We start from the raw sequence: 23334 nt of genomic DNA, 5'->3' as shown, positions 1-23334 counted from the left end.
TTAGGGACCCCCCTACCGCGACTGCAACACCCCAGCCTCCACCTCCGTAGTCAGCACCCGCTCCGGCGTCACCGGTAGCTCCCGAAAGCGCTTACCCGTCGCGTTAAATAGTGCATTGGCAATGGAGGCCGCCACGCTGGTGATGCCCAGCTCGCCGATGCCCTTGACCCCCATCGCGTTGGCGATCTTGTCCTCCTCGGGTAGAAAGATCACGTCGATCTCGGCCATATCGAGGTTGACCGGCACGTGGTAATCAGCAAAGGAACGGGTAATGAAGTTGCCGAACCTCGGCTCCACCTTCGTCTGCTCGGCGATGACCATGCCCGCGCCCATGGTGAGGCCGCCGATGATCTGTCCGTAGCTTGTCTTGGGATTGAGGATCTTACCGGCCGCGCCCACGTTGAGCATGCGCTTGATGCGGTACATGCCGGTGTCCTTATCGACCCATACCTCAGCGAAGTTGGCTCCGAAGGAGTAGATGGAATAGTCCTGCGCTTCCTCCGAGCGGGCCGCCGTGCCCTCCGCGGCAAAGGTGGCCAGCTCGTTGTCGAGTAGCAGCGTCTCCACGCTAACGTCCTGCCCCTCCTTACCGGCCCGCCGTTTGAGCTCGTCCAGCAAATTCTGACAGGCGACGCGCACACCATTGGAGAAAGAGGCCGCGCCCCAGGAGCCGCCCGAGCCGGGGGAGTCCGGAAACTTGGTATCGCCCAGTTCGACCGTGATGCGCTCCACGGGAATGCCCAGGTACTCGGCCGCCGTCTGTGCTAGGATGGTGTATGTACCCGTACCGATGTCGGTGGCTCCAGTCTGTACCTTTGCGTATACCTCGCCACCGTCCAGGCTCAGTTCCACCCGCGCAGAGCTTTCCTGGTAGGGGGAGGCCCGAGAGGCGCCACTTACGCCGTAACCTACCAGCCAATTGCCCTCCCGCCGGCTACCGGGCCGCAGGGGACGGTTCGCCCAACCAAACTTCTCCGCCCCGATGCGCAGGCACTCCACAAAGGGACGGGAGGAGAAGGGCTTACCGTTGCTAGGGTCGATTTGGGTGTCGTTCTTGATCCGTAGCTCGATGGGGTCCAGTTGCAGTTTCCAGGCCAACTCATCCAGGGCCGATTCCAGGGCAAAACTACCCGTAGCCTCCCCGGGGCCCGCATAGCGAAGGGGGTCTGCAGGTTGAGCGGCATGAGCCGGTGGGTGATCCGGTTATTAGGCGTGGCGTAGAGCATTTTCGATACCGTGCCGCACTGCTCCTGGTACTGCTCGTAGGTGGAGGTGTGGGAAAGGGTGTCGTGGCCGAGGGCCGTCAGGGTACCGTCTTTTTTTGCCCCGATCCGCATCCGCTGTTCATTACGCTGCCGCAGTCCGGTGTTGGTAAACATCTGCGTGCGGGTCACGGTCACCTGCACCGGCCGGCCGGTCATTTTTGCGGCCATGATGGCTAGAACCACGTGGCGCTCGGTATTCAACTTCGAGCCGAAACCACCCCCTACGTAGGGAGCCCGGACGCGGATGTCGCTTTCCGGAATCTGAAAGGTCTTGGCCAGGGTTTCGACCGAATTTTCTACCATTTGTTGGCTGGCGTAGGCGTCAATCTTACCGTCTTGGTAGGTTGCGATCACGGCGTGTAGCTCCATCGGGTGGTGGTGCTCGATGGGGGTGATGTAGGTGAGATCCAGCTGCTCGTCCGCCTCGGCTAGCCCTGCCTCGAGATCGCCGCGGGAGTAGTCGGACCGCTCGCTCGGTTTATAAGCACTACCTCTGGCCTCCTCGAAACCGACGTTCGGCTCCTCCGCTTCGTAGTCCACCTTCACTAGCCGGCAGGCGTACTGGGCCTGCTCCAGGGTCTCGGCTACGACCAGTCCGACGTACTCACCGTAGTAGTGTACCTCGGGGGTTTGCAGTACCGGCATCGGCGTGGTGGTGCTGATGGCGGGCATCTCCTCGTCGTAGGTGCCCAGCTTTTCCGCGTTTTTGTAGGTGATCACCTCGATCACGCCGGGTTGGCGCAGGGCCTCCGTGACGTCGATGGCCGTAATCCTACCTCTGGCGATGGTACTGTTAATACCCTGACCGTATACTTTATTTCGCGCCGGAAACTCGGAGGCGTACTTCGCCATCCCCGTCACCTTCAGTGGGCCCTCGACGCGGCTGATGGGGTTGCCCGTACCTGATGTAGACTTTTTCATTTCTAGATCTTTTAGTTGCGCGCGTAGGCTTGCACCAGCGCCCGCGCTACCGCCTTCTCTCCCATCGGGAGCTTGTATTCGTTATGTTCCAGCGGACGGGCTTCCCGCATGGCGATGACCCCGGCCTCGGCAAAGTTTTCCTCGCTGGGCGGTTTACCGGTAAGGAAGTCCTCCGCCTCCGTAAGCCGCCAGGGCTTATGGGCCACACCACCCATGGCCAGTCCCACCTCACTGATCCTTCCGTTTTCCAGTGCCAGTCCCGCCGCCACCGACACCAGGGCGAAGGCGTAGCTCGACCGCTCCCGAATCTTCAGGTAGTAGTAGTGGGCGGGGAACGCGGGTGCGGGCAAGGTGAGCGCGGTGATGAGCTCACCGGGTTGCAGGGTAGTGTCCCGCTCGGGTTCATCCCCCGGCAGGCGGTAAAGGTCGGCAATGGGTAGGGTACGGGCCACTCCATCCAGCCCCTGTACGGTAATTCTGGCGCCCAGGGCGGCAAGGGCCACGGCCATATCCCCGGGGTAGGTCGCTACGCAGGCTTCCGACCAGCCGAATACGGCGTGGTTGGCGTTCATGCCGTTCAGGGCGCCGCAGCCACTGCCCGGCGCCCGCTTATTGCAGGGCATGGAGGTTTCGTAGAAATAGGGACAGCGGGTGCGCTGCAGCAGGTTACCGCCGTTGGTGGCCATATTACGGATCTGGGCCGTGGCGGCGGCCAGCATCGTCATGGACAGCAGGGGGTAGTTGTTGCGAATCTTCGGGTGATTGGCCGTCGCGGAGTTGCTCAGCATGGCCCCGATGGTGTAGCCGCCGTCGTCATTACGGGTCACTTGTTGATGGGGTAGGTCGGCTACCTCGATGAGCTGGGTGGGGCGTTCGACGTCCTCCTTCATCAGGTCGAGCAGGTTGGTGCCGCCGCCGAGGTATTTGGCGCCCTCCACAGTAGCGGCGGCGAGGGCGGCCTCCGTGTCCGCGACGTACTGGTAGGTAAATGGTCTCATGATTTGGCTTGCTGCATTTGTTCGGCGGTGGCGAAACTCCAGGGGGTAGCGGGTTCTTCCCCGGTGTGCACTTCCTGGATGGCCCGCACGATGTTGTTGTAAGCGCCGCAGCGACAGATGTTACCCGACATACGCTCGCGGATCTCCTCCTCCGAGAGCCGCAGGTCCGTCTCTACCGTCCGAAACTCCTCGGTGACGTAGCTCGCCTCCCCGTTCCTGGCCTCCTCCAGCAGGGCCACCGAGGAGCAGATTTGTCCCGGCGTACAGTAGCCACACTGATAGCCATCTTGCTTCACGAAGGCCGCCTGTACGGGGTGGAGCTCACCGCCCTCGGCCAGTCCCTCCACCGTCGTGATCTGCTTATCGCGGCAACTTGCGGCCAGCATCAGGCAGGACAGTTGCCGCTTGCCGTCGACGATCACGGTGCAGGCACCGCACTGCCCCTGGTTACAGCCCTTCTTGGTGCCGGTCAGGTTGAGGTGCTCGCGCAGAGCGTCGAGGAGGGTAGTGCGGGAGTCTAGGGTGAGTGGGTATTCGGAGCCGTTGACTTGCAGACGTACCTCCAGCTCATTTAGAAAAGCCGCGCGGTTCACCGGTAGGGGTGCGGTCCCGGCAGATTCCACTCGCTTAGCGAATAGCGGCGTGGAGAGCACGCTCAGTCCGGCGGCGGAGAGCGTAGTCAGGAAGCGGCGGCGGGACTCGCCGGTGAGGCCGAGCTGGGTGAGGACGTTCTCCTCGTCTTCGGTGAGTGGGGGTGCATGTTCTGCATTCGTCCATTCGGTATGTGGCCTCATTGGTCTAGCTTGTAGGTGTTTGGACATAAGTGAATTAGTCCACTATTGGTTCGCGGCAGTACAATGCGGTCTCCGACCGCGGCAGTACAATGCTGCCTCCGGCAGCGATGTCCGAAGCACTCTACGAGTGCGAGTGTGTGTGGGCGGCAAAGCCGCTTCATTGCACCACGGATTCACTTCGTGGCTGCTGCGCGGTAGCCACAGATGGACCACGGATTTGGAGCGCCTAGCGGCGCTAACCCGCCAACCGCTTCAAAAAGAGTCATACGGCTATCTTCCTGACCGTGTCCACTCCCCATCCACCAACCGCAACGATCCCTCCGAATTATCATCCCGCAGCGCCGCCGGCAGCGCCGCCTCCGGAAACCCCTGGTAACACACCGGCCGCGAAAACCGCCGGATGGCCGCCGTACCCACCGAGGTCGACTGTACCGCAGTCGTAGCCGGGTAGGGCCCCCCATGCACCATCGCGTGACTCACTTCCACTCCCGTAGGAAAGGCATTGAAGATGAGACGGCCGACCTTACGGGTGAGTAGGTCGATCAGCTCACCGCGCTCGGAGAGCTCAGCCGCCGTACCGAACAGACTGGCCGTGAGGTGCCCGCTGAGGTGCTGGGCGATGCGCGTGAAGTCCTGTGGCCCGGGAGCGCGGACTACGAGGGTAGTCGGACCGAATACCTCCTCCTCCAGCGCGCGATCAGCGAGGAAGGCATCCGTTGTAGTGGTGAATACGTAGGAGGCCGCCTGCCCCGCCCCGGAAGGCTGCGACGCCTCCAGTTGCGTGACGGCAGGGTGAGAGAGGAGCTGCTCAACTCCGCTACGGTAGGCATCGGCAATTCCCTCACCCAGCATCGTGCCCCCGCCGCAGCCCCTTACCTTTTCCCCTAACAGCTCGAGAAAGCGGTCCGCTTTCGGCCCCTCCGGTAAGATCACTAGTCCGGGGTTCGTACAGAATTGCCCGACCCCGAGGTTCAGGGAGCCGGAAAGATCCTCCGCTAGTTGATCGACATCCTTTTCTAGGGCACCGGGCAGCAGGAAGACGGGGTTCACGCTACCCATCTCGGCAAACACAGGAATGGGCACTTCGCGGCGCACCGCCAGATCATAAAGTGCCTTGCCCCCCCGGAACGAGCCGGTAAAGCCCACGGCCGTTATGCGTGGATCCTGGACCAGCGCGGCACCGACGGCGTTCGTCCGGCCCTGAAGAAGCGAAAACACGCCGGCGGGTAGTCCGGTAGCGGCAGCGGCACGGGCAATGGCTCCGCCAATCAGTTCGGAGGTGCCCGGATGTAGCGGATGGGCCTTGACTACGACCGGACAGCCGGCAGCCAGAGCTGAGGCCGTATCCCCTCCCGCCACCGAGAAGGCCAGCGGGAAATTAGAGGCACCGAAGATGGCTACCGGCCCCAGCGGGATCTGCATCTGCCGTAGGTCGGGCCGGGGGGCGGGGGTGCGGTCAGGTAGGGCGGGGTCGATGCGCAGGTCGCGCCAGCTTCCGTCACGGACTACCCTAGCGAAAAGCCGTAGCTGACCGACCGTACGCCCACGCTCCCCCATCAGCCGGCCGGCCGGTAGGGCGGTCTCCTGACTGCAGCGGTCGATCAGGGTATCCCCGAGGGCTTCGATCTCCGTGGCGATGGCCTCCAGAAAAGACGCCCTGGTCTCGGAAGGTACCGCGGCGTAGGCGGGAAAGGCCTCCGCGGCCGCACTGCAGGCAGCCGCTACGTCCTGCGGCGTGGCCTCGAAGAACTTAGTGGGTAGGGACTGGCCGGAACTGGGGTCCTGAGCGCGGAAGCTGTCCTTGTCCCGGGCGGTGTGCTTCCCGGCGATGAGGTGGGTGCCCTGTAGTTGCATAGTGGTAGTAGTTATTCGACGGTGTTCGTGAGGGTGCCGATCGGGGGGATGTCGATTGTGATCCGGTCGCCGGAGCGGAGGGTGAAGTCGTCGGGTGGGATGATGCCCGTACCGGTAAACAGTACACAGCCGGTGGGGAAGCTAAGTTCGCGGTAGAGGTAGTCGGCTAGTTCCTGGGGCCGGCGCTTCATCTGGTCCAGGGAGGTGGTGCCGGAAAAGATGGTGTTGTCACCCCGCTCTACCGTCATCTGGATGGCGGTCGATGGTGGCAGCGGGGCGTTGGGTACGTACAGGCAGGGGCCCAGGGCGGTGGCTCCATCGTAGGACTTGGCCTGGGGCAAGTAGAGGGGGTTCTCGCCCTCGATGTCGCGGCTACTCATATCATTGCCGATGCTGTAGCCGACGATCTTTCCGGAGCTGCTCAGCAGCAGGGCGAGCTCGGGTTCGGGGACGTTCCAGCGGGAGTCGGCGCGGATCCTTACCGGCGCGCCGGGGCCGACGGTGCGGTAGTGCGGCGCCTTGAAGAACAACTCGGGCCGGTCGGCGGCGTAGACGCGGTCGTAAAAATCCCCGCCGCCGGCCGCCTCGCTTTCCTCCATGCGCGCCTGTCGACTACGCAGGTAGGTCACACCCGCGGCCCAAACCTCCTGGGTGCCGATGGGGGGTAGGAGCTGGTCCGGGGCCCCTTCCCCGTCCCGTTCCGGCTGGCCATTGGTGGTTAGGATGTCGGTGGCGGTACGGGCTAGGTCATCATCGTTAACGAAGCCATCCCATTCACCCGGCACCTGCGCCCTCCGCCCGGAAGATCGGATGATGATGCCCGTGTTGGTACGGTAGATCCACATGCGCTAGACGATTAGGGAGAGTAAAGAAAGCACCAGGAAGGCAGATAGGCCCAGGATGGCGCTGCCGAGTGCGTGGAGACGGTAGCCCTGCTGCACGGTCATATCGCTAAGCTGGGTGACGACCCAGAAAAAACTGTCGTTGGCGTGGGAGACAACGGCCGAACCGGCCCCGATAGCCACCACAACCAGCGCCCTTGATGATGCACTATCGAACCCCATTCCATCCAGCAGGGGGAAGACAATGGAGGCAGTCGTAAGGATGGCAACGGTAGACGACCCCTGGGCCGTTTTGATCACCGCCGCCAGCACGAAGGGGAGCCAGAGCCCCGGACTGACCGTAGTGATCCACCCCTCCAGCACCTCGCCGAGCGGAGAGGTTTTGAGCACCTCCCCGAAGGCCCCGCCGGCCCCGGTGATGAGGATGATGAGCGCCGCGCCACGTAGTGCCTCGCCCACCCAGCCGCTGCTACCGAGCATGCTACGGTCCAACTTGCGGGGTAGCAGGAAGGAAGCAAGCACGCCGAGAAATAGGGCAATCACGGGGTTGCCCAGTACGGTGAATACTCGGTAAATAGTACCCTCGCCGAAGGGGCGAGTAGGATAGGCCGCTACGGAAGCCAGTACGATCAGTAGGATGGGGAGCAAAATGGGTAGGAAGGCCTTTACGACGGGTGGCCGGTGGGTAACCTCCGCCGGATCTTCCGCCTCGCTCACCCGTGCTTCAATAAAAATGCGGCTGCCCATATACTTCGTGAATGCAATACAGACCAGCAGGGCGGGGACGCTGGTGCAAAGCCCGATGAGAATGACCCGGCCCAAATCAGCCTCCAGAATAGCCGCCGCCGCGATGGGCCCCGGCGTGGGGGGGACCATGGTGTGGGAGGCCATCAGTCCCATGGAGAGGGCAACCGCCGTGCCCCCCAGCGACAGGCCCGCGCGGCGTGTCAAGGCTTTATTCAGACTAGCTAGAATGATGAAGCCACTGTCGGCAAAGACCGGGATCGACACCACGTAGCCGATAAAGCCCAGGGCGGTGTGAATACGTTTGGTGCCGATGAGCCGCAGGAGGCTTTCGGCCAGTACCATGGCCCCGCCGGTTTTTTCCAGGAAGGTGCCGATGATAAGTCCGGCGATGATGAGCAGGCCCACCTTGCCGACCGTATCGCCGAAGCCAGTGCTGATGGTGTCGACTAATTCCAGGGGCGGCATGCCACTGCCGATGCCGTAGCAGACGCAGGCCAGCAGCAGCGCCAGGAAGGGGTGCCACTTCCACACGGAGGTGGTGACGATGATCAGTACGATGGCCAGCAGCAGGAGGACGAGGGTGAGCATCGGGAGCGGTTAGTGCGGTCCGCGTTCGATGTAGGCCCCGCTGCTGCCCCGCAGGAAATCAAAATCGCAGCCCCGGTCGGCCTGCTCGACGTGCTCGAGGAAGAGCCTGACGTAGCCGCGGTCGGCGACGGGGGGTGGGGGCGTCCAGGCGGCGCGGCGGCGGGCTAGCTCTTCTGCGTCGACCAGTAGGGCAAGGCGGCGGGCGGGGACATCTAGTTCGATCAGGTCACCATCCCGGACGAGCGCCAGCGGGCCCCCCACGGCAGACTCCGGGGCTACGTGCAGCACCACCGCCCCGTAGGCCGTGCCGCTCATGCGCCCATCGCTGATACGCACCATGTCTTTGACCCCCTGACGCACTAGCTTCGCCGGTAGCTCCATATTGCCTACCTCCGGCATGCCGGGATAGCCGACCGGCCCCACGCCCTGGAGTACCATTACGGAGTCGGCGTCGATCTCCAGGTCGTCGCGGTCGATGCGGGCGTGGTAGTCCTCAACGGAGGTGAATACCACCGCCGGGCCGGTATGCCGTAGCAGTTCCGGGGTGGCCGCGGAGGGTTTGATGACCGCGCCGTTGGGGCAGAGGTTACCGCGTAGGACGACGATGCCGGCTTCTTCCTGTAACGGATTGTCGAGGGGAGCGACTACTTGACGATCGTAGCAGACCGCCTCCCGCGAGTTTTCCACGATGGACCGGCCGTTGACGCTTACCGTATCGGCGTGTAGGCGATCACGCAGCTCCCGAATGATGACGGGCAGCCCACCGGCGTAGTAAAAATCTTCCATCAGGTACTGCCCGGCCGGCATCAGGTTAGCGAGTAGCGGCAGGCGGCTACCGATGCGGTCGAAATCGTCAATGGGCAGCTCGATACCCAGGCGGCCGGCGATGGCCATCAGGTGGATCATCACGTTGGTCGAGCCCCCGATCGCGGCGTTGACCATGATAGCGTTCTCGAAGGCCGCGCGGGTGAGCACGTCGGTGATCTTCAGGTCCTCGCGCACCATCTCGACAATGCGGTTGCCGGATAGGTGGGACAGCGTGCGCTTACGGGCATCTACGGCGGGGATGGCCGAGGCACCGGGTAGCGTCAGTCCCAGCGCCTCTACGGTGGAGGCCATGGAGGAGGCCGTGCCCATGGTCATGCAGTGACCGGCGCTGCGGCTCATGCAGCTCTCGGCCTCCCGCATGTCGGCGGTGGAGATGCTGCCGTCCTTGAGGCCCTCGGACAGTCGCCAGGTGAGCGTACCGGAGCCCACGTCCTGTCCGCGCCACTTGCCGTTGAGCATGGGTCCGCCGGGCACGACGATGGTGGGCAGTCCTACGGAGCAGGCCCCCATGAGGGTGGAGGGGGTGGTCTTATCGCAGCCGGTGAGCAGGACGATGCCGTCGAGGGGGTTGGCGCGGATGGTCTCCTCTACGTCCATCGACACCAGGTTGCGCCATAGCATGGTGGTGGGCTTCATGATGGTCTCGCCGAGGCTCATGACCGGGAACTCCAGTGGGAAGCCGCCCGCTTCGTACACGCCACGCTTGACGATCTCGGCGAAGTCGCGCAGGTGGGCGTTGCAGGGCGTGAGGTCGGACCAGGTGTTGCAGATGCCGATGACGGGCCGGCCGTCGAATACATGGTCAGGGTGGCCCTGGTTGCGCAGCCAGCTGCGGTGGACGAAGCCTACCTTGCCGGCGGGGCCGAACCAGTCGCTGCTGCGGTAGCGTTCCTTCTGCTCATCTGCCATACCCCGGTGAATGTAAGGGTTGCCGTACAATGCGGTCTCTCCCGATAGCTATCGGGACGATGTCCGAAGCATTCTACGAGTGCGAGTGAGGGGCGGCGGCAAGGCCGCCTAAGAATGAACCACAGATATACACGGATTTGCACAGATTTTACGGCCCCCTAGCAGTGCCCGCACACTCCCCTCAATTTATGCTGGCTTGGTAGCCCCGGCTTGTTCAAGTTATAAGCTGTCCAGGAATGGGCAGATTTAAAGTTGTACTTTAAATTTGTCCGTAGTAATGGTTTGGCAGGTGCGTCGCTTTGCGGCTCACTTGATGATGGGGCAGAACAAATGAGATTACTCATGACAATCTTCACATATCCACCAGATTGACTCTCATAAAATCATCATTCAGGTGAACGAAACCCTTATCAGTCGTGATTAGTTCAGCTTCGGCTACCAGTGTCGTTAAAGCTATCCATAGATCGTTCTTACCCATATTTCGTGATGACCCTTTGTATGCTTTGGTGGGGTGGCTTCCTTCACTAAATGAGTCGATATCGATGTACGCCTGGATGATATCGTTTGACGCAATATCAACAATGATGAGATCGTCGTAGATTTTTTCAACTGCTGCAAACCGTCTGTCGCCCCAATTATTCCGTCGACCTAACACGCCTATTTCGGCGACGGTGTAACTACGGAGATAATCGCCTCGTTCCCATTCCCGAATGGATCGAAACGCTCCTCGATTAGCTTTCGAGTGGGACTACCCTTGAGATAATGCAGGACGACATTCGTATCCAATACGTACCTCATTATCCCATTCGCTTTAAGCCGGCAAGTAGCTCTTCGATAGACTGCTCGATGTTAGCTTCTTCAGCAATTGAAGTCAATTCGGCTGGCGTTGTAGGTGTATAATTCTGCTGCACCTTCAGTCCTTCAATATCTACAAAGCGTGACTGTAGTTCTTGGTAAGTAGATGTAGTATACTTGGAGCTTTTTTTGGGAACACCTGCACGCACGTCATCTGCCCGGTCCTTAATCGATGCAATGGCATCGATCACACGCTCGTCGGCGACGGAGATGATCCGTTCTATCAGATTGTACTTCTTGGCTTCTAGCATGGTTACCGTGGTTTTGCTACGGACTAAGTCTCAAAGTAATAACAATAGGTTGAGCCGTAGTAGTTGCGCTGAGTTGCTCCCCTACGTCAACTGGTAGCACCACAGGGAGGCTCAATCCAACTCATACACCGGAAACTCACTAATCCGCAGCGTCGTACACCCGTAGGGCACCAGCGTAATCGGGCTGGCCGGCAACTGCGGGTCCTGCCGATTGCCCCACCAGGCGGGAAACAGGGGCGCGCCGTTGACGAGCTTCCAGTCGGGCAGCGCAATGCCACGGAGCCGTAGCTCAATGGGGGCACTTTCGAGGTTCCAGGGGTAGCGGCCGTCCCAGTCGTTTTCGACCACTTCTACCGCCTCACCGATCTGCTTCACATCATCTTCGTGGAGGGCGTAGTTCCAGGGGTCCACGGGGTACACCTCCTGGTAGCTGCCGTAGAAGCTGTCCTGCCGGGACTGGTAGTCCTCGCGGATCTTGAGGGCGTACACGAGGGGACCGCGCTCCACGGCCACGGAAAAATCGAACCACTGGGAGGTGGTCAGCTGCATGGGGAGGGTGAGCTGTACCCGGTCGCCGGCCCTCCATTCGCGGGTGATGACAAGCGTCTGCCCCTCCGGCTCGCCCCGATAGGGAGCACCGTTGACGGTCACCGTAGCCCCCTCGGCCCAGGCCGGTATGCGCAGGTGGAAGGGAAAGGTAGCCGGCGCACTGGGGGTGAGGGTGAAGTCGATCCGGTCGCGGAAGGGGTAGCCGGTTTCTTCCAAGACACGCAATTCAATACTATCGGCAACCCGGAGGGTCACCTCGCTGGGGGCGTAGAGCAGGGCGGCCACGCCCCCGTCGGCGGTGGCGTACCAGAGGTTCTGGACGTACTTCGGCCAGCTCTGGTGCATGTTGGAGGTGCAGCAAACGTAGCCGGTAAACTGCCCGAAGACGAAGTCGGAGCCCAGATGGTTGGTGGTCTCGTAGGACGTCTCCAGCTCCCGGGTCAGCTCCACCTGGTTGGCCGCCTGGAAGTACTGGCGGCTCAGGTAATCGTCCGCCGCCTGGGTGGGCAGGGCGTTGTAGGTGATGCGTTCGAGCTGATCGGCGTAGGTCATGTCGCCGGTGATGGCCAGCATCGTTTCCAGCGAAAACATCTCCTCGGCCACCGCACAGAACTCGACGCCCCGCACCGGGTCCTTACCGTGCAGCGGCTCGTCGCCGCCGTACATGCCCTGCGGCTGACCGTGGTAGTGGATCACGTCGCGCAGTCCCCTACGTGCCGCCGCTAGGTCGCTCGCATCCCCGCTCTGCTGATAGTACACCACCGGTTGCTTCAGCCCCTGGGCGAAGTTGACGCAGTGCATACTGCCGAGGTCCCCGACGTTCAACTCAGCGATCTCGGTGGAGTCGAAGGGGTAGCGCTGCATCCGGGAGTAGTGCCAGGGGTTGGTCGGCGCACTGTAGTTCGGCTCGTTCAGGAAGACGGTCGTCCAGGGGAAGGTCTGGGCACGGAGCAGTTCGGCCAGTTCGAGCAGGAAGGCATCGCCGGTGTGGTTGTAGAGCCAGTAGACGACCATCAGGTTATCTCCGCCCCTGCGGTTGGCCCAGACGGTCCAGTGGTCGAGGGGTGTCTGCGGCAGTTCCCGCAGCTGAAAGCGAAAGTAGTCGGTCAGTACCGTCAGCACCCGCTCGTCACCCGTGGCCTGGTAGTACTGCTGTAGAATCTTGAGCATCACCATCTTGGGCCACCAATCGCGCCGTAGCCCGCGCTGTAGCCCCGCCTCGGACTCCGGCGCCTCCGTAAAGGGGATGGGGCCCAGGTAGCCATCGCCGCGCTGGTGGGTCAGCGTCCATTCGATCCAGGGCTGCACCTTGGCCTTCAGGGCGTCATCGTCCAGGAGGTAGGCCAGGGGGAGTAGTCCGTCGATCCAGTAGGGGCCGCGCTCCCAGCCGTCGCCGTCACCGCCCAGCCAGCCGTTACGTGGTCCCATCACGGTGGGGTAGAGGGAGTCCAGCCGGCCGGTCATGCCGTCGGCCATCCGCTGCAACTGCTCCAGTAGCCAGCCTCGCGCCTCGATGCTGCCTAAGGGTAGTTCCCGGTAGGGTTTGGCTACCAGGGGTGCTCTGTTTTGCGGATAGACCGTCTGTGCGCTCAGGCCGGTACAGACTAGTACTACGGGTAGGAGATATTTAAGCATATTGGCAATAAGGTATGGTGTTGCCACCAATATACTGTGATCTGCCAACCACTTCGCACCCCCGATAGCTATCGGGGCCCCGCCCTCATGCACGTGCTTACGCGTTGGCCCGGGTGGTGAGGTCGTGTCTTCGGAGTACATTGAAGCTCCACAAGGCCCGACCATGCGATCATTCACTACCTGTTGCTTTTTAGTTATCCTTAGCTTTTGTGTCCACCCGGCGGTGGCCCAGGAGGTCGCCGACCGCTTTCTCACCCAGCAGTGGCCCGCCCAGTGGGTCACCGTACCCGGTATCGACCGCGAGGCGTACGGGGTGTACCTGTTCCGCAAGCAATTCAACCTAGCGGGGGTGCCGGATAGCTTCCCGGTATTCGTATCGGCCGACAACCAGTACACGCTCTACCTCAACAACCGGCTCCTCACCCGCGGGCCCGCCAAGGGCGACCTGGACCACTGGAACTTCGACCGCCTGGACCTGGCCCCCTACCTCACCGCTGGTGAGAACACCCTGGCCGTCCGGGTCTGGAACGCGGGCGACTACCGGCAGGAGGCCCAAATCACGCACGCGTCCGGCCTGATCGTACAGGGCGCCGTGGAAGCTACCAGCGTTGTGAACACCGATGAAAGCTGGCGCTGCCGGCAGGACAGCAGTTACCGCCCGGTACCCGTGAGCACCTACGGGCCGCGACCTGACATGATCGGCCTGTACGGTTACTACGTGGCCGGACCGGGTGACCGCGTCGATATGGCCCGACGGATCGACGAATGGGCAAGTCCCGCACTCGACACTACCGGCTGGACCCGTGCCGAACCCATTTCCCCCGGCATCCCCCGCAACACCGTCGGCATGGACGCCCGCAACCCCTGGCGGTTGCAGCCTTCCGTGGTACCTCCCATGCAGCGTACGCCGGAGCGCCTGGTCGCCCTACGCCGGGCGGAGGGCGTGGAGGTGCCGGAAGGTTTTCCCGCTAGGGCGGTACCGGTCACCATTCCGCCCCGTACGACCGCCACCTTGCTGCTCGACCAGTCTTACCTCACCAACGCCTACCCGACACTCCACTTGGGCGGGGGCGCGGGTGCGGAGGTAGTGCTCATATACGCCGAGGCCCTCTACGATGCGGGCCGGCGCACGAAGTCGCACCGGGACGCGGTAGCGGGCAAGGACGTCATAGGCCGTCAGGATACCGTATTGACCGATGGCTCCGCCGACCAGCGCTTTACCCCGCTTTCCTACCGCACCTACCGCTACCTGGAGCTCCGGGTGACCACGGCGGACGATCCGCTAGTGATCCAGGACCTCAGTGCCGTAGCCGTGGGCTTTCCCTTCGAACGCCGGGCCGTCCTGGACGCGCCGCTGCCGGAAATGAATACTCTACTCGACGTTGGCTGGCGCACCGCCCGCCTCTGCGCCATGGACACCTACATGGATTGCCCCTACTGGGAGCAGCTACAGTACATCGGGGATACACGCATCCAGGCGCTGGTCTCGCTGTACACCAGTGGGGACGAGCGGCTGGTCAAGAACGCCCTGAACCTGATGCACCAGTCGCGGCAGGTGGAGGGCATCACCCTGAGCCGTTACCCTACCAACATCAAGCAAATCATCGCCCCCTTCTCGCTCTGGTACATCGGGATGCTGCGCGACTACATGATGTACGGCACGGACGGCGACTTTATCCGCGAAAAGCTCTCCGGTGCCCGGCAGATCCTGGAGTACTTCGCGGGCTTCCAGGATGCGACCGGCTCGCTGAAGGACCTGCCTAACTGGTCGTTCACCGACTGGCTACAGGAGTACCCGCGAGGCATCCCCCCGGTAGATGCCGCGGGCCACTCTGCCGTCCTGGACCTGCAGTTGCTGCTGGCCTACCAGAACGCCCGGGCCCTGGAGGAGGAGCTGGGCATGGCAGCCTTCGCTGAGATGTACCGGGAGAACGCCGAACAACTAGCGGATAGGATCAAGACGGCCTACTGGAACGAGGAGCGCGGCCTCTTTGCCGACACCGGCGACCACGACCTGTACTCGCAGCATGCCAACAGCCTGGCGATCCTTGCAGGCATCGTACCCGAAGACCGGCTATCTGATGTGGCTACCCAGCTACTGGAGGATACGGACCTAGCCCAGGCTTCGATCTACTTCAAGTACTACCTTCACCGGGCGCTGGTACGTGCTGGCCGCGGTGATGATTACCTGAGCTGGCTCGGTGTCTGGCGCGATCATCTCGCCGCCGGGCTCACCACCTGGGCGGAGGATACGGACGCGGCCACTACCCGCTCCGACTGCCACGCCTGGGGCTCCAGCCCCAACATCGAATTCTTCCGCACCGTACTGGGTATTGATGCGGCCTCGCCTCACTTTCGTACCGTACGGATCGCCCCCCAGCTCGGGGATCTTACGGCCATCAGTGGGGAGATGCCACACCCGGCGGGGATGATCCGCGTGGCCTACGAACGGGGGGATACGCTGCGGGCAGTGATTGAGCTACCGGAGGGGGTAAGCGGGGTGTTGGTGTGGCGGGGGGAGGAGTACGCCCTACAGAGCGGAACAAATCGGGTAGATGAATAGAACGGTACCGATGCCGTGTTTACCTGCCGCCGGTAGCCGGCCCCTTTTTCTACGGTGGTGAGCGGTAGCTGGAGTAAAAGGTCTCTGGATCAATCTCCAAGTAGATACGGCCAGGGTTATTTCGAGAAGCCGTTGGTCATTCGCTCCACCCGTAGCGTACCGCCGCCTACGTTCGTTACACGACCCATGTCGGTTATTCTACCCGTACCACGGCAGTCCGCTCAGAGATACCGTTTTCGTTAAATGCCTCGATCTGGAAGTAATAGGCATCGCTTTTGTCCATTCCCGTAAAGTAGTACTCGTTGGCACCGTAGACCATGATGCTCCCGTATAGCTTATCGGCCTCCTTCCCAAAGTAGATATTATAGCCATCCGCCCCCGGGTTCTGCTTCCATTTAAGCCAGGAGGCCAGGCGATTGCTCTCTCCCCCTGCGGGAGCGCGCAGCACCACGAAATTCGCTACCGTATCCGGCTTTTCTCCCGTGCCCGTGCCGAATATCCGTAGTCCGCTGATGGCAAATTTCCCGGTGGGCATAGCGCGGTTCTCCACTTTCAGGTACCGGAACTGCACCGGAGTTGCCAGCTCGATGTAATCGTGGGGGACATCCGTCTGATTCTGACTTTTATCGACTACCACCTCCCACTGCTCTGCGTCGACGGAGCCGGAGATCACGTACCGGTGGCTCTTGCCCAGCGTTTTTCCCATGAATTCCGCATCCTGATCGGCGTAGTTGAGCTGGATGGCGTTGATGGTCGAAACGGCACCCAGGTCCGTTTGAATCCACTCTCCGGCCTCGCCAGACGCCGCGCTCCAGTAGGTCTTGATGTCCTCGTCGACGGCAAAGTTTGCGGCCAAACCGCCGAGGGTGGAGGATACCTGCACCGGCTTGTTGTAGTTCAGGAGCATCCACCCCGCAAACAGCCCCCGGGAAAAGTCCCTTTCCTGAGCGAATTCCGGTAGTAGCGTAGGGTAATCTCCGAAGGCGGTATTACAGTACATCACGCCCTCCTGGTCAAAGCCGGCCGGCCAGATACCTATCCTTCGTTCGAAGTTGTTCTTCACGGCGATCACCATGGTGGAGACGTGCCAGTACTGCCCAAACCGGTCCTGGAAGGTCGCTCCGTGCCCGGCACCGCGCGCAAATCCCCCGGGTTTATAGGAAAACGGATTATGGCGTTGGTACCTGAATCCATCCAGTGGATGGTCGCTCACCAGTACCCCATCCGCGTAACCGCTGAATTCCGTGCCGGGGGCGGCATACTGGAAATAGTACTTCCCGTCGTGTTTGGTGACCCAGGCTCCCTCCACGAATGGATTCAAAAACACGTTGTCGTTGTATTCACCGAAGCGCTCCCAGCCGTGCTCGTCGGGATGTAGCCGCATGATGGGCCGGGTAATGCCGGTGGTCTGCAACTCCGGCAGGTGAAGTTCGGTACCCAGTACGGGGTACTCGTTACTAGAGCCCCAGTATAGGTAAAGTTTGTTCTGTGCTTCTTCGTACAGAAAAGCGGGATCCCAGGCCCCCACGTTCAGGGTATCGACGGCGATTTCCCACTCGTCTTGGGTAGGATTCCCACTTTTCCAAACGGGAAAATCCAGTTCCCAGGTAGAGCCGTAAACGTACAGGCTGTCTTTCATGGCCCAGACGGCGGGTGCATTCAGGTCGTGTTCGTATTTATCGTCCAGTAAAAACTTTCGGTAGACGAAGGTCCAGTCGAGCATGTTGTCGCTATACCAATAGCCCTCCTGATTGGTGGAAAACAAAAACAGGGTGTCCCTAAAGTTTACGATGACCGGGTCGGCGGTGGCGCGGTGTTTTCCTTCCGTTGAAAATCGTTCGAAGGGCGTATAGCCGTAGTCAATGTTGATGGGATTGCAGTAGGTCCGTTGTTGGGCATGAGCCAGCAACCCACACAGCAGAAGGAAGAGGGTAAGGGTAGTTTGCATAATTGCGGCTTGTTAGAGACAAAGGATAAGTGCGTACCGATAAAAATTAGTCACGAACGGTAATGTAAGCCCCTGGCTGCGTCAGTTCCTATTGCACCAATTCAGGGGGTTGCGGTGCGCCTTCCCCCAGACCAGGAAGCTGAAAAAAACTCCGCTTGAACCCCGTACGGACCACTGTCTTGAGCAACGGTAGAATAATTCACCCCAAACGTAGAGTTCCCTCCCCCACCTTAGCTACACGACCGATGTTTGTAAGCAAATCCAGCGAAATGAAGTCGACCTACCTGCTCTGCCTGTTCCTCGTTCTTTGCACCTGCGTACGCGCCCAGAGTCTGCCGTTAAGTGGACGGGTCGTAGAGGCAAGTAGCCAGACGCCCATTGAATTCGCGACGGTGAAGCTGGTGGATCCCACAAGCCAGGAGATGATCGGTGGCACTACGACCGATCCCGATGGTGCCTTCGCCCTGACCGCCCCCCGCGCCGGACTGACGGTAGAGGTGAGCTTCCTGGGCTTTACCGCTACGGTGCTGGAAGAGGTACGGGAGGGCGAACTGGGGACCATCGTGCTACGGGCCGACGGCGAAACCCTGGACGAGGTCACCGTGACCGGCGAGCGCTCTACGACGGAATTTAAACTGGATAAACGGGTGTTTAATGTGGGTAAGGACCTGAGTAGCAGCGGTGCCAGTGCCCTGGAGGTGCTCAACAACGTACCCTCCGTGACCGTGAGCATCCAGGGGCAGATCAACCTGCGGGGCAGCGGCGGGGTACAGATACTGATCGACGGCAAGCCCTCGGTGCTGACCAGCGACAACGGCAACGCCCTGGGGACCATCACGGCCGATATGATCGAGTCGATCGAGGTAATCACCAACCCCTCGGCCAAGTACGAGGCGGCGGGCACGGCCGGTATTATCAATATCGTGCTCAAGAAAGATGAAAAGCGCGGGCTCAACGGCTCCGTGACGGTCAATACCGGCACGCCCAATAACCACAGCGTGGGACTGAGCGTGAACCGGCGTACGGATAAATTCAACCTCTTCGGACAGGCCGGGGTGGGGTACCGCACCTTTCCGGAGATCAACCGGGCGGTAAACCGCGACCTCACCACCGGCACCAGCGTGCTGAGCGAGGGGGAGGCCGATAAGAACGAGCAATTCTATAACCTCATCCTGGGCACCGACTACCACATCAACGACCGCAACGTGCTCTCGCTCACCGGCACCTTCGCCTACGAGCTGGAGACGGAAAACGCGCTGACGGACTTCCGCGTGCTCAACCCCACGGGCAACCTGACCGATGCCTGGAGCCGCACGGAGGCCACCGAGGCGGTCAACCCCAAGTGGCAGTACGAGCTCAACTATAAGCGGGAGTTCGACGCCGAGGACAAGGACCACGTGCTAATCGTGAGCGCCCTGGGTAACTCCTTCGTCAAGGACCAGTCCTCTGAGTTTACCACCAACACCACCGAGGGCCAGGCGCTGTTTGGCGACCAGCGTACGGCCACCGACTTCGGGCAGACGGAGTACACGTTTAAGGCGGACTATACCCGTCCGCTGAGCGAGACCGTCACGGTGGAAACAGGGCTACAGTACGTGTATACCGACGTGATGAACGATTTCTCCGTCAGCGATTTCATAAATGAGGAGTTTCAGCTGGTGCCGGAGCTGACTAACCGCTTCGATTACCGGCAGGGCGTACTGGGGGCCTACGCTACCGGGGCCTACGAGGGCGAGCGCTGGGGCGTCAAGGCGGGGCTGCGCGTGGAGCAAACGGAGCTGAATACCGAGCTGGTCAATACCAGCGAAACCAACGACCAGTCCTTCGCCAATCTATTTCCTACGCTGCACACCTCCTACAAGGTTTCGGAGGCGGTGTCGGTACAGGCCGGCTACTCCCGCCGCATCTTCCGTCCGCGGCTATGGGACCTGAATCCCTTCTTCAACATTCGTAACAACTTCAATGTGCGGGTGGGCAACCCCGAGCTACAGCCGGAGTTTACCGACTCCTACGAGTTGACCTCCATCTTCATCCTGGGTCAGCTCAGCCTCAACGCCGGGGTGTACCACCGCTTCACTACCGAGGTGGTCGAGCGGGTGAGCTTCTTTGAGGACAACGTCAACGTGACCCGCCCGGTCAACCTCGGCACCAGCAGCGCCTACGGCCTGGAGCTCAATGGCAAATACGCCCCCACCAAGTGGCTGACCCTGAGTGGCGACCTCAACTACAACAACTTCGACCGGCGGGCCAGCCTGGCGGGCGTCAGTTACGACTTCACCGCCGACCAGCTCAACGGCCGGCTGGTCACGAAGTGGAGTCTGCCGCTAGACATCGACCTCGAGGTAGCCGGCAACGGTCGCTCCGGTTTTCGTACGCTGCAGGGCCGTACCTCCGGCTTCACCTTCCTGGACCTGGGCCTGCGCAAGAAGATGCTGGAGGGCCGCATGATCCTCAACGTAAGCGTCCGCGATGCCTTCGCCTCCCAGATCAACGAGAGCGAGGCCACCCAGCCCGGCTTTTATCTCTACGAGTACCAGCGGCGGGGGCGTTTCGTGACGGTGGGGCTGAGCTACGGCTTTGGCAAGGGGGAGGCGATGGAGTTTGCGGGGCAAAAGCGGTTCTGAGTTAGTGGGTCGGGGGGGGCGGCACTGCTCGGGCCGGAGGCCACTCGACCTTGGTACGTAGCTATTCCCCCAGCCCCCGCCGAAACCCATAGTACCCCGGCTTGCGCGCCAGCTCCTCATCAAACACCGTAGGCCAGTCGCCCATATCGAAAAAGCCCCTGATCCAGGTATCCCGATCGGTAAAGTCCCAGAAGGTGATGCCGTACTGCTGGTCGGCCGGTACCTCCTCCCGGTAGATACGCGCCAGGGTCTCGAAGCGCTCGGCCTGCTCCTCCAGCATGGCGGGGGTCACGGCCTGCACGTCGTCGGTGCCACCGCCGGCCTCGTCGTTGTGGGTATTGAAGATGAGGTCGAGCTCGGAGATGTGGATCAGTAGGCCCGTAGCCGCCGCCCGCCGTAGCGTCTGCCGTACCGTGTTCGTATCGTCGCGCATCTGCTGGTGCCACTGGAAGCCGATGCCGTCGATGGGCACCTCCTCGGCCCGTAGGGAGTCGACCAGGCGGAGCAGCCCGCTCAGCTTAGCCGTATCCCGCTCGGTGCCGAAGTCGTTGATGAAGAGCTTCGCGTCCGGATCGGCACGGCGGGCGGTGCGGAAGGCCAGCCCGATGTAGTCGGTGCCCAGCTTCTCGTAAAAGGGGGAGTCACGCATGCCACCTCCCTTGGTGTCCAGCACCTCGTTGACCACGTCCCAGCCATCGATGCGGCCGCGGAAGTGGGTGACCACGGTATCGATGTACTCGGTCAGGAAGATGCGTAGCTCCTCGGCCGGCATGTCGGCAATGTAGTCCGGCAGCGCGTAGTGCCACACCAGCGCGTGGCCGAACATCCGCATCCCGTGCTCTGCGGCAAAGGCGACGGTAGAGTCAGCCCGGGCGAAGTCCAGCTCCCCCTCCGTATCCGCGATGCGGTACATCTTCATGTCGTTGGTGGAGGTGAGGCTACTGAATTCCGTGGTGGTGATGTCGCGCAACTGCTCATCACTCAGCACCTGGCGGATGTTGATGGCCCCACCGATGGGGAAGGGGGCGGCGTCCCGGAGGCCGGCTGGTTCGGGGGCTTCGGTAGTTGGGGCGGTATCCGGGGTGGGGGAGTTGCAGGTGAGGAGGGTGCCGATACATAGCAGCGGGAGGAAGCGCATAAGGGGGAGTTATTCGGCTAAAATAAGCGCTTACTGCCGCACCACCCGCTGCGTAGCTACCCTATTGCCAAAGCGAAGGCGGAGCAGGTAGGCACCGGCGGGCAGCTCCCGCGTGCGTGCCGTGAGCTGCTGCGACCCGGCGGGTAGTAGGCCTTCGTGCACCGTCAGCACCGAGCGGCCGGTGACGTCGAGCAGATCGACGGTTGCATCCGTAGCGGCGGCGAGCTTGAATCCAAGGCGGAGCTGGTGCCGAAAAGGATTGGGGTATAGCTGTAGGTCATGTTCGGCCAGGTCCAGGAGGGGTAGGGCGGTAGACTGGTCGAGGGCAAAGAGGGTGATGGTGCCACTGACCTCGTTGGCCGTCACGACCAGTTCCTGACCGGTAGGGCTTTGGTCGGCGGGGATGTACAGCACGTCCTCTACCCCGAGGTCCCCGACGGCGGGGTTGCTGCGGCTCTCACCATCGACCTCGACGGTAGCCGGCACCGAAAAGTCGCGGTTGTTGGTGTAGCTGACGAAGTAGGGGGCCGTGGGGCTGGTGATATCGTAGATCATGACGCCGCCGACGCGCTCTAGTCCGATCAGGGCGTACCGACGGTCGCCGCGCACGATGACTTCTACGGCCTCCGGCTCGGGGCCCTTATCGTCGGAGCGGCTGTCGAAGCTATCGTTCTCGTCGTTGTTGCTGTTGAAGTTGTCGGGGTCAATCTCGGCCAGGATGCGCTCGAAGTCATTACCGCTACCGAAGACCAGGCGTCCACTGGTAGTGAAGATGCTAAAGGAGCGGGCCCCGTAGCTGTAGATCTGGTCGATGTCGCCGTCGCAGTCTACGTCGCCCGTGGCGGTGGTCGAAAGCAGGCGGCCGAGGACAGCATCGTCCTGCAGCTCCGCCGCATTGGGGTAGGCATCCGGGTCCAGCAGCAGATCGCCCACGCGGGCCTCCTCGCTGTAGCCGTCGTAATCGCGCGCGTCGCCCTCGTTGGCGGTCACGAGGTAGGTCTGGCCGGCGAGCTCGAAGCTGGCAATGGCATCCGGCTGGTACATTCCCAATACGGGGTAGGTCGCCAGGTTAATAGTTCCGTCGCGGTTGCTGGCATCCAGGGCGTTGGCCGGGCAGCTCAGGTTCTTGACGCCGTAGGGGACGATGTCGGTGAAGCGCAGTGCCTCCAGGTCGAGGATGGCAAAGGCATTATTTTCCTGGAGGCTCACGTAGGCGTAGTTGCCGTGTACGGTGATGTACTCCGGCTCCAGGTCCTGGGCCACCGACGCACCGGGACCGAACAGCCGCACCCCCGCCATCGCCAGCCGTGCCCGCTGGCGGTTGAAGTCGGTGAAGCCGACCGTAGTCACGCTAGCCCCCTCCAGTCCGCCGAGTAGGTCGATGACGGTCACCGAGCCTTCCGGGTCGACCGTATAGTCGTCGCTCGGCTCCCCCTCGTTGGCGGTGAGCAGGTAGCGCCCATCCGGACTGAAGGTCACCATATCCGGCAGGGCACCGGTCGCAAAGGTAGCCTGCACTACACCATTAGTGTCCATGACTACGAGGGTGCCAGGGCTATCGGCTTCCTCGCCCTGGAAGGCGGCGGCGATGAGTCCGCCGGCCGCGGCTACGCTATTGACGCCGTCCAGGCCCTCCACCTCGGGCACGACTTCGGCAATCAGGCGCGGCGCAGCGGGATCGCTGATATCCAGAATCGACACCGAGCCGGCCGCGGCATTAGTGAAGAACAGCCTACCGGAGAGGCTATCGAAGGCGACGATCTCGGCCGCCCCCGCATCGAATACCCCGGTAGAATAGGTGCCCAGCTCCGTCAGGGTGAACTCGTCCGTACCTAGTGGAACGGCCCCTTTCTCCAGGCAGGTTTGCGCCGTGGCAGCGCCGGTAAGGAGAAGAAATAACAGCAAGTAAAGTGGTCGCATAGTGTGGGTTGGTTTGTGACCCACAAGCACCGGGAAAATGGGGGGAGAAGCGGCGTTTTGCGTGTTATGCTTTGGTGAAGTTTGGGTTAAGGGAAATGCACCTGC

At 61.7% G+C, this 23334-nt stretch carries 15 protein-coding genes; 2 read left to right on the top strand and 13 right to left on the bottom strand.

Features of this window, described 5'->3' with window-relative positions; translation table 11 throughout:
• Positions 1-12 precede the first annotated feature (12 nt).
• The 10 genes from ACOOHD_RS08525 to ACOOHD_RS08480 all read right to left on the bottom strand — a co-directional run bounded on the left by ACOOHD_RS08525 (position 13) and on the right by ACOOHD_RS08480 (position 13036).
• Positions 13-999, bottom strand: a complete 987-nt coding sequence (locus tag ACOOHD_RS08525) for a xanthine dehydrogenase family protein molybdopterin-binding subunit (RefSeq protein ID WP_420461146.1) — start codon at positions 997-999, stop codon at positions 13-15.
• Positions 909-2186 (bottom strand): xanthine dehydrogenase family protein molybdopterin-binding subunit, encoded by a 1278-nt coding sequence (locus tag ACOOHD_RS08520; RefSeq protein ID WP_420461145.1) that lies wholly within the window; start codon positions 2184-2186, stop codon positions 909-911. Before ACOOHD_RS08520 ends, ACOOHD_RS08525 begins: the two co-directional genes overlap by 91 nt.
• 11 nt (positions 2187-2197) lie before the next feature.
• The gene (locus ACOOHD_RS08515) at positions 2198-3184 is read right to left on the bottom strand and encodes an FAD binding domain-containing protein (RefSeq protein ID WP_420461144.1); all 987 of its coding nucleotides are present in this window, start codon (positions 3182-3184) and stop codon (positions 2198-2200) included.
• Positions 3181-3978, bottom strand: coding sequence for a 2Fe-2S iron-sulfur cluster-binding protein (locus tag ACOOHD_RS08510; protein ID WP_420461143.1), 798 nt, complete (start codon positions 3976-3978; stop codon positions 3181-3183). Before ACOOHD_RS08510 ends, ACOOHD_RS08515 begins: the two co-directional genes overlap by 4 nt.
• 270 nt (positions 3979-4248) lie before the next feature.
• Positions 4249-5832, bottom strand: coding sequence for an aldehyde dehydrogenase (NADP(+)) (locus tag ACOOHD_RS08505; RefSeq protein ID WP_420461142.1), 1584 nt, complete (start codon positions 5830-5832; stop codon positions 4249-4251).
• Positions 5833-5843: 11 nt separating this feature from the next.
• Positions 5844-6677 carry a fumarylacetoacetate hydrolase family protein gene (locus tag ACOOHD_RS08500; protein WP_420461141.1) on the bottom strand — a complete coding sequence of 278 codons (834 nt, stop codon included), beginning with the start codon at positions 6675-6677 and terminating at the stop codon, positions 5844-5846.
• Between the two features lie 3 nt (positions 6678-6680).
• On the bottom strand, positions 6681-8009 hold the full coding sequence (locus ACOOHD_RS08495; RefSeq protein WP_420461140.1) for a GntP family permease: 1329 nt from the start codon (positions 8007-8009) through the stop codon (positions 6681-6683).
• 9 nt (positions 8010-8018) lie between these two features.
• Positions 8019-9746, bottom strand: coding sequence for an IlvD/Edd family dehydratase (locus ACOOHD_RS08490; protein ID WP_420461139.1), 1728 nt, complete (start codon positions 9744-9746; stop codon positions 8019-8021).
• Between the two features lie 797 nt (positions 9747-10543).
• Positions 10544-10852, bottom strand: a complete 309-nt coding sequence (locus ACOOHD_RS08485; RefSeq protein WP_420461138.1) for a hypothetical protein — start codon at positions 10850-10852, stop codon at positions 10544-10546.
• A gap of 111 nt (positions 10853-10963) precedes the next feature.
• Positions 10964-13036, bottom strand: coding sequence for a beta-L-arabinofuranosidase domain-containing protein (locus ACOOHD_RS08480; RefSeq protein WP_420461137.1), 2073 nt, complete (start codon positions 13034-13036; stop codon positions 10964-10966).
• Between the two features lie 163 nt (positions 13037-13199).
• Here ACOOHD_RS08480 and ACOOHD_RS08475 point away from each other — a divergent pair, with 163 nt between their 5' ends.
• Positions 13200-15599 carry an alpha-L-rhamnosidase C-terminal domain-containing protein gene (locus ACOOHD_RS08475; protein ID WP_420461136.1) on the top strand — a complete coding sequence of 800 codons (2400 nt, stop codon included), beginning with the start codon at positions 13200-13202 and terminating at the stop codon, positions 15597-15599.
• 193 nt (positions 15600-15792) lie between these two features.
• Here the strand turns inward: ACOOHD_RS08475 and ACOOHD_RS08470 are convergent, their stop codons facing one another.
• Positions 15793-17547, bottom strand: coding sequence for a discoidin domain-containing protein (locus tag ACOOHD_RS08470; RefSeq protein WP_420461135.1), 1755 nt, complete (start codon positions 17545-17547; stop codon positions 15793-15795).
• Between the two features lie 269 nt (positions 17548-17816).
• Here ACOOHD_RS08470 and ACOOHD_RS08465 point away from each other — a divergent pair, with 269 nt between their 5' ends.
• Positions 17817-20171, top strand: coding sequence for a TonB-dependent receptor domain-containing protein (locus tag ACOOHD_RS08465; RefSeq protein WP_420461134.1), 2355 nt, complete (start codon positions 17817-17819; stop codon positions 20169-20171).
• A 61-nt stretch (positions 20172-20232) separates the two neighbouring features.
• On the opposite strand, the gene ACOOHD_RS08460 is transcribed toward ACOOHD_RS08465, so the two are convergent.
• Both ACOOHD_RS08460 and ACOOHD_RS08455 read right to left on the bottom strand, forming a co-directional pair.
• Complete coding sequence (locus ACOOHD_RS08460) at positions 20233-21309, bottom strand: endo-1,4-beta-xylanase (protein WP_420461133.1); 1077 nt, start codon at positions 21307-21309, stop codon at positions 20233-20235.
• Positions 21310-21339: 30 nt separating this feature from the next.
• Positions 21340-23229 (bottom strand): choice-of-anchor I family protein, encoded by a 1890-nt coding sequence (locus tag ACOOHD_RS08455; RefSeq protein ID WP_420461132.1) that lies wholly within the window; start codon positions 23227-23229, stop codon positions 21340-21342.
• Positions 23230-23334 lie beyond the last annotated feature (105 nt).

The organism is Neolewinella sp. (genome assembly GCF_965214665.1).
Taxonomy (GTDB): Bacteria; Bacteroidota; Bacteroidia; order Chitinophagales; family Saprospiraceae; genus Neolewinella.
This window is presented reverse-complemented; position numbering and strand designations above follow the sequence as displayed.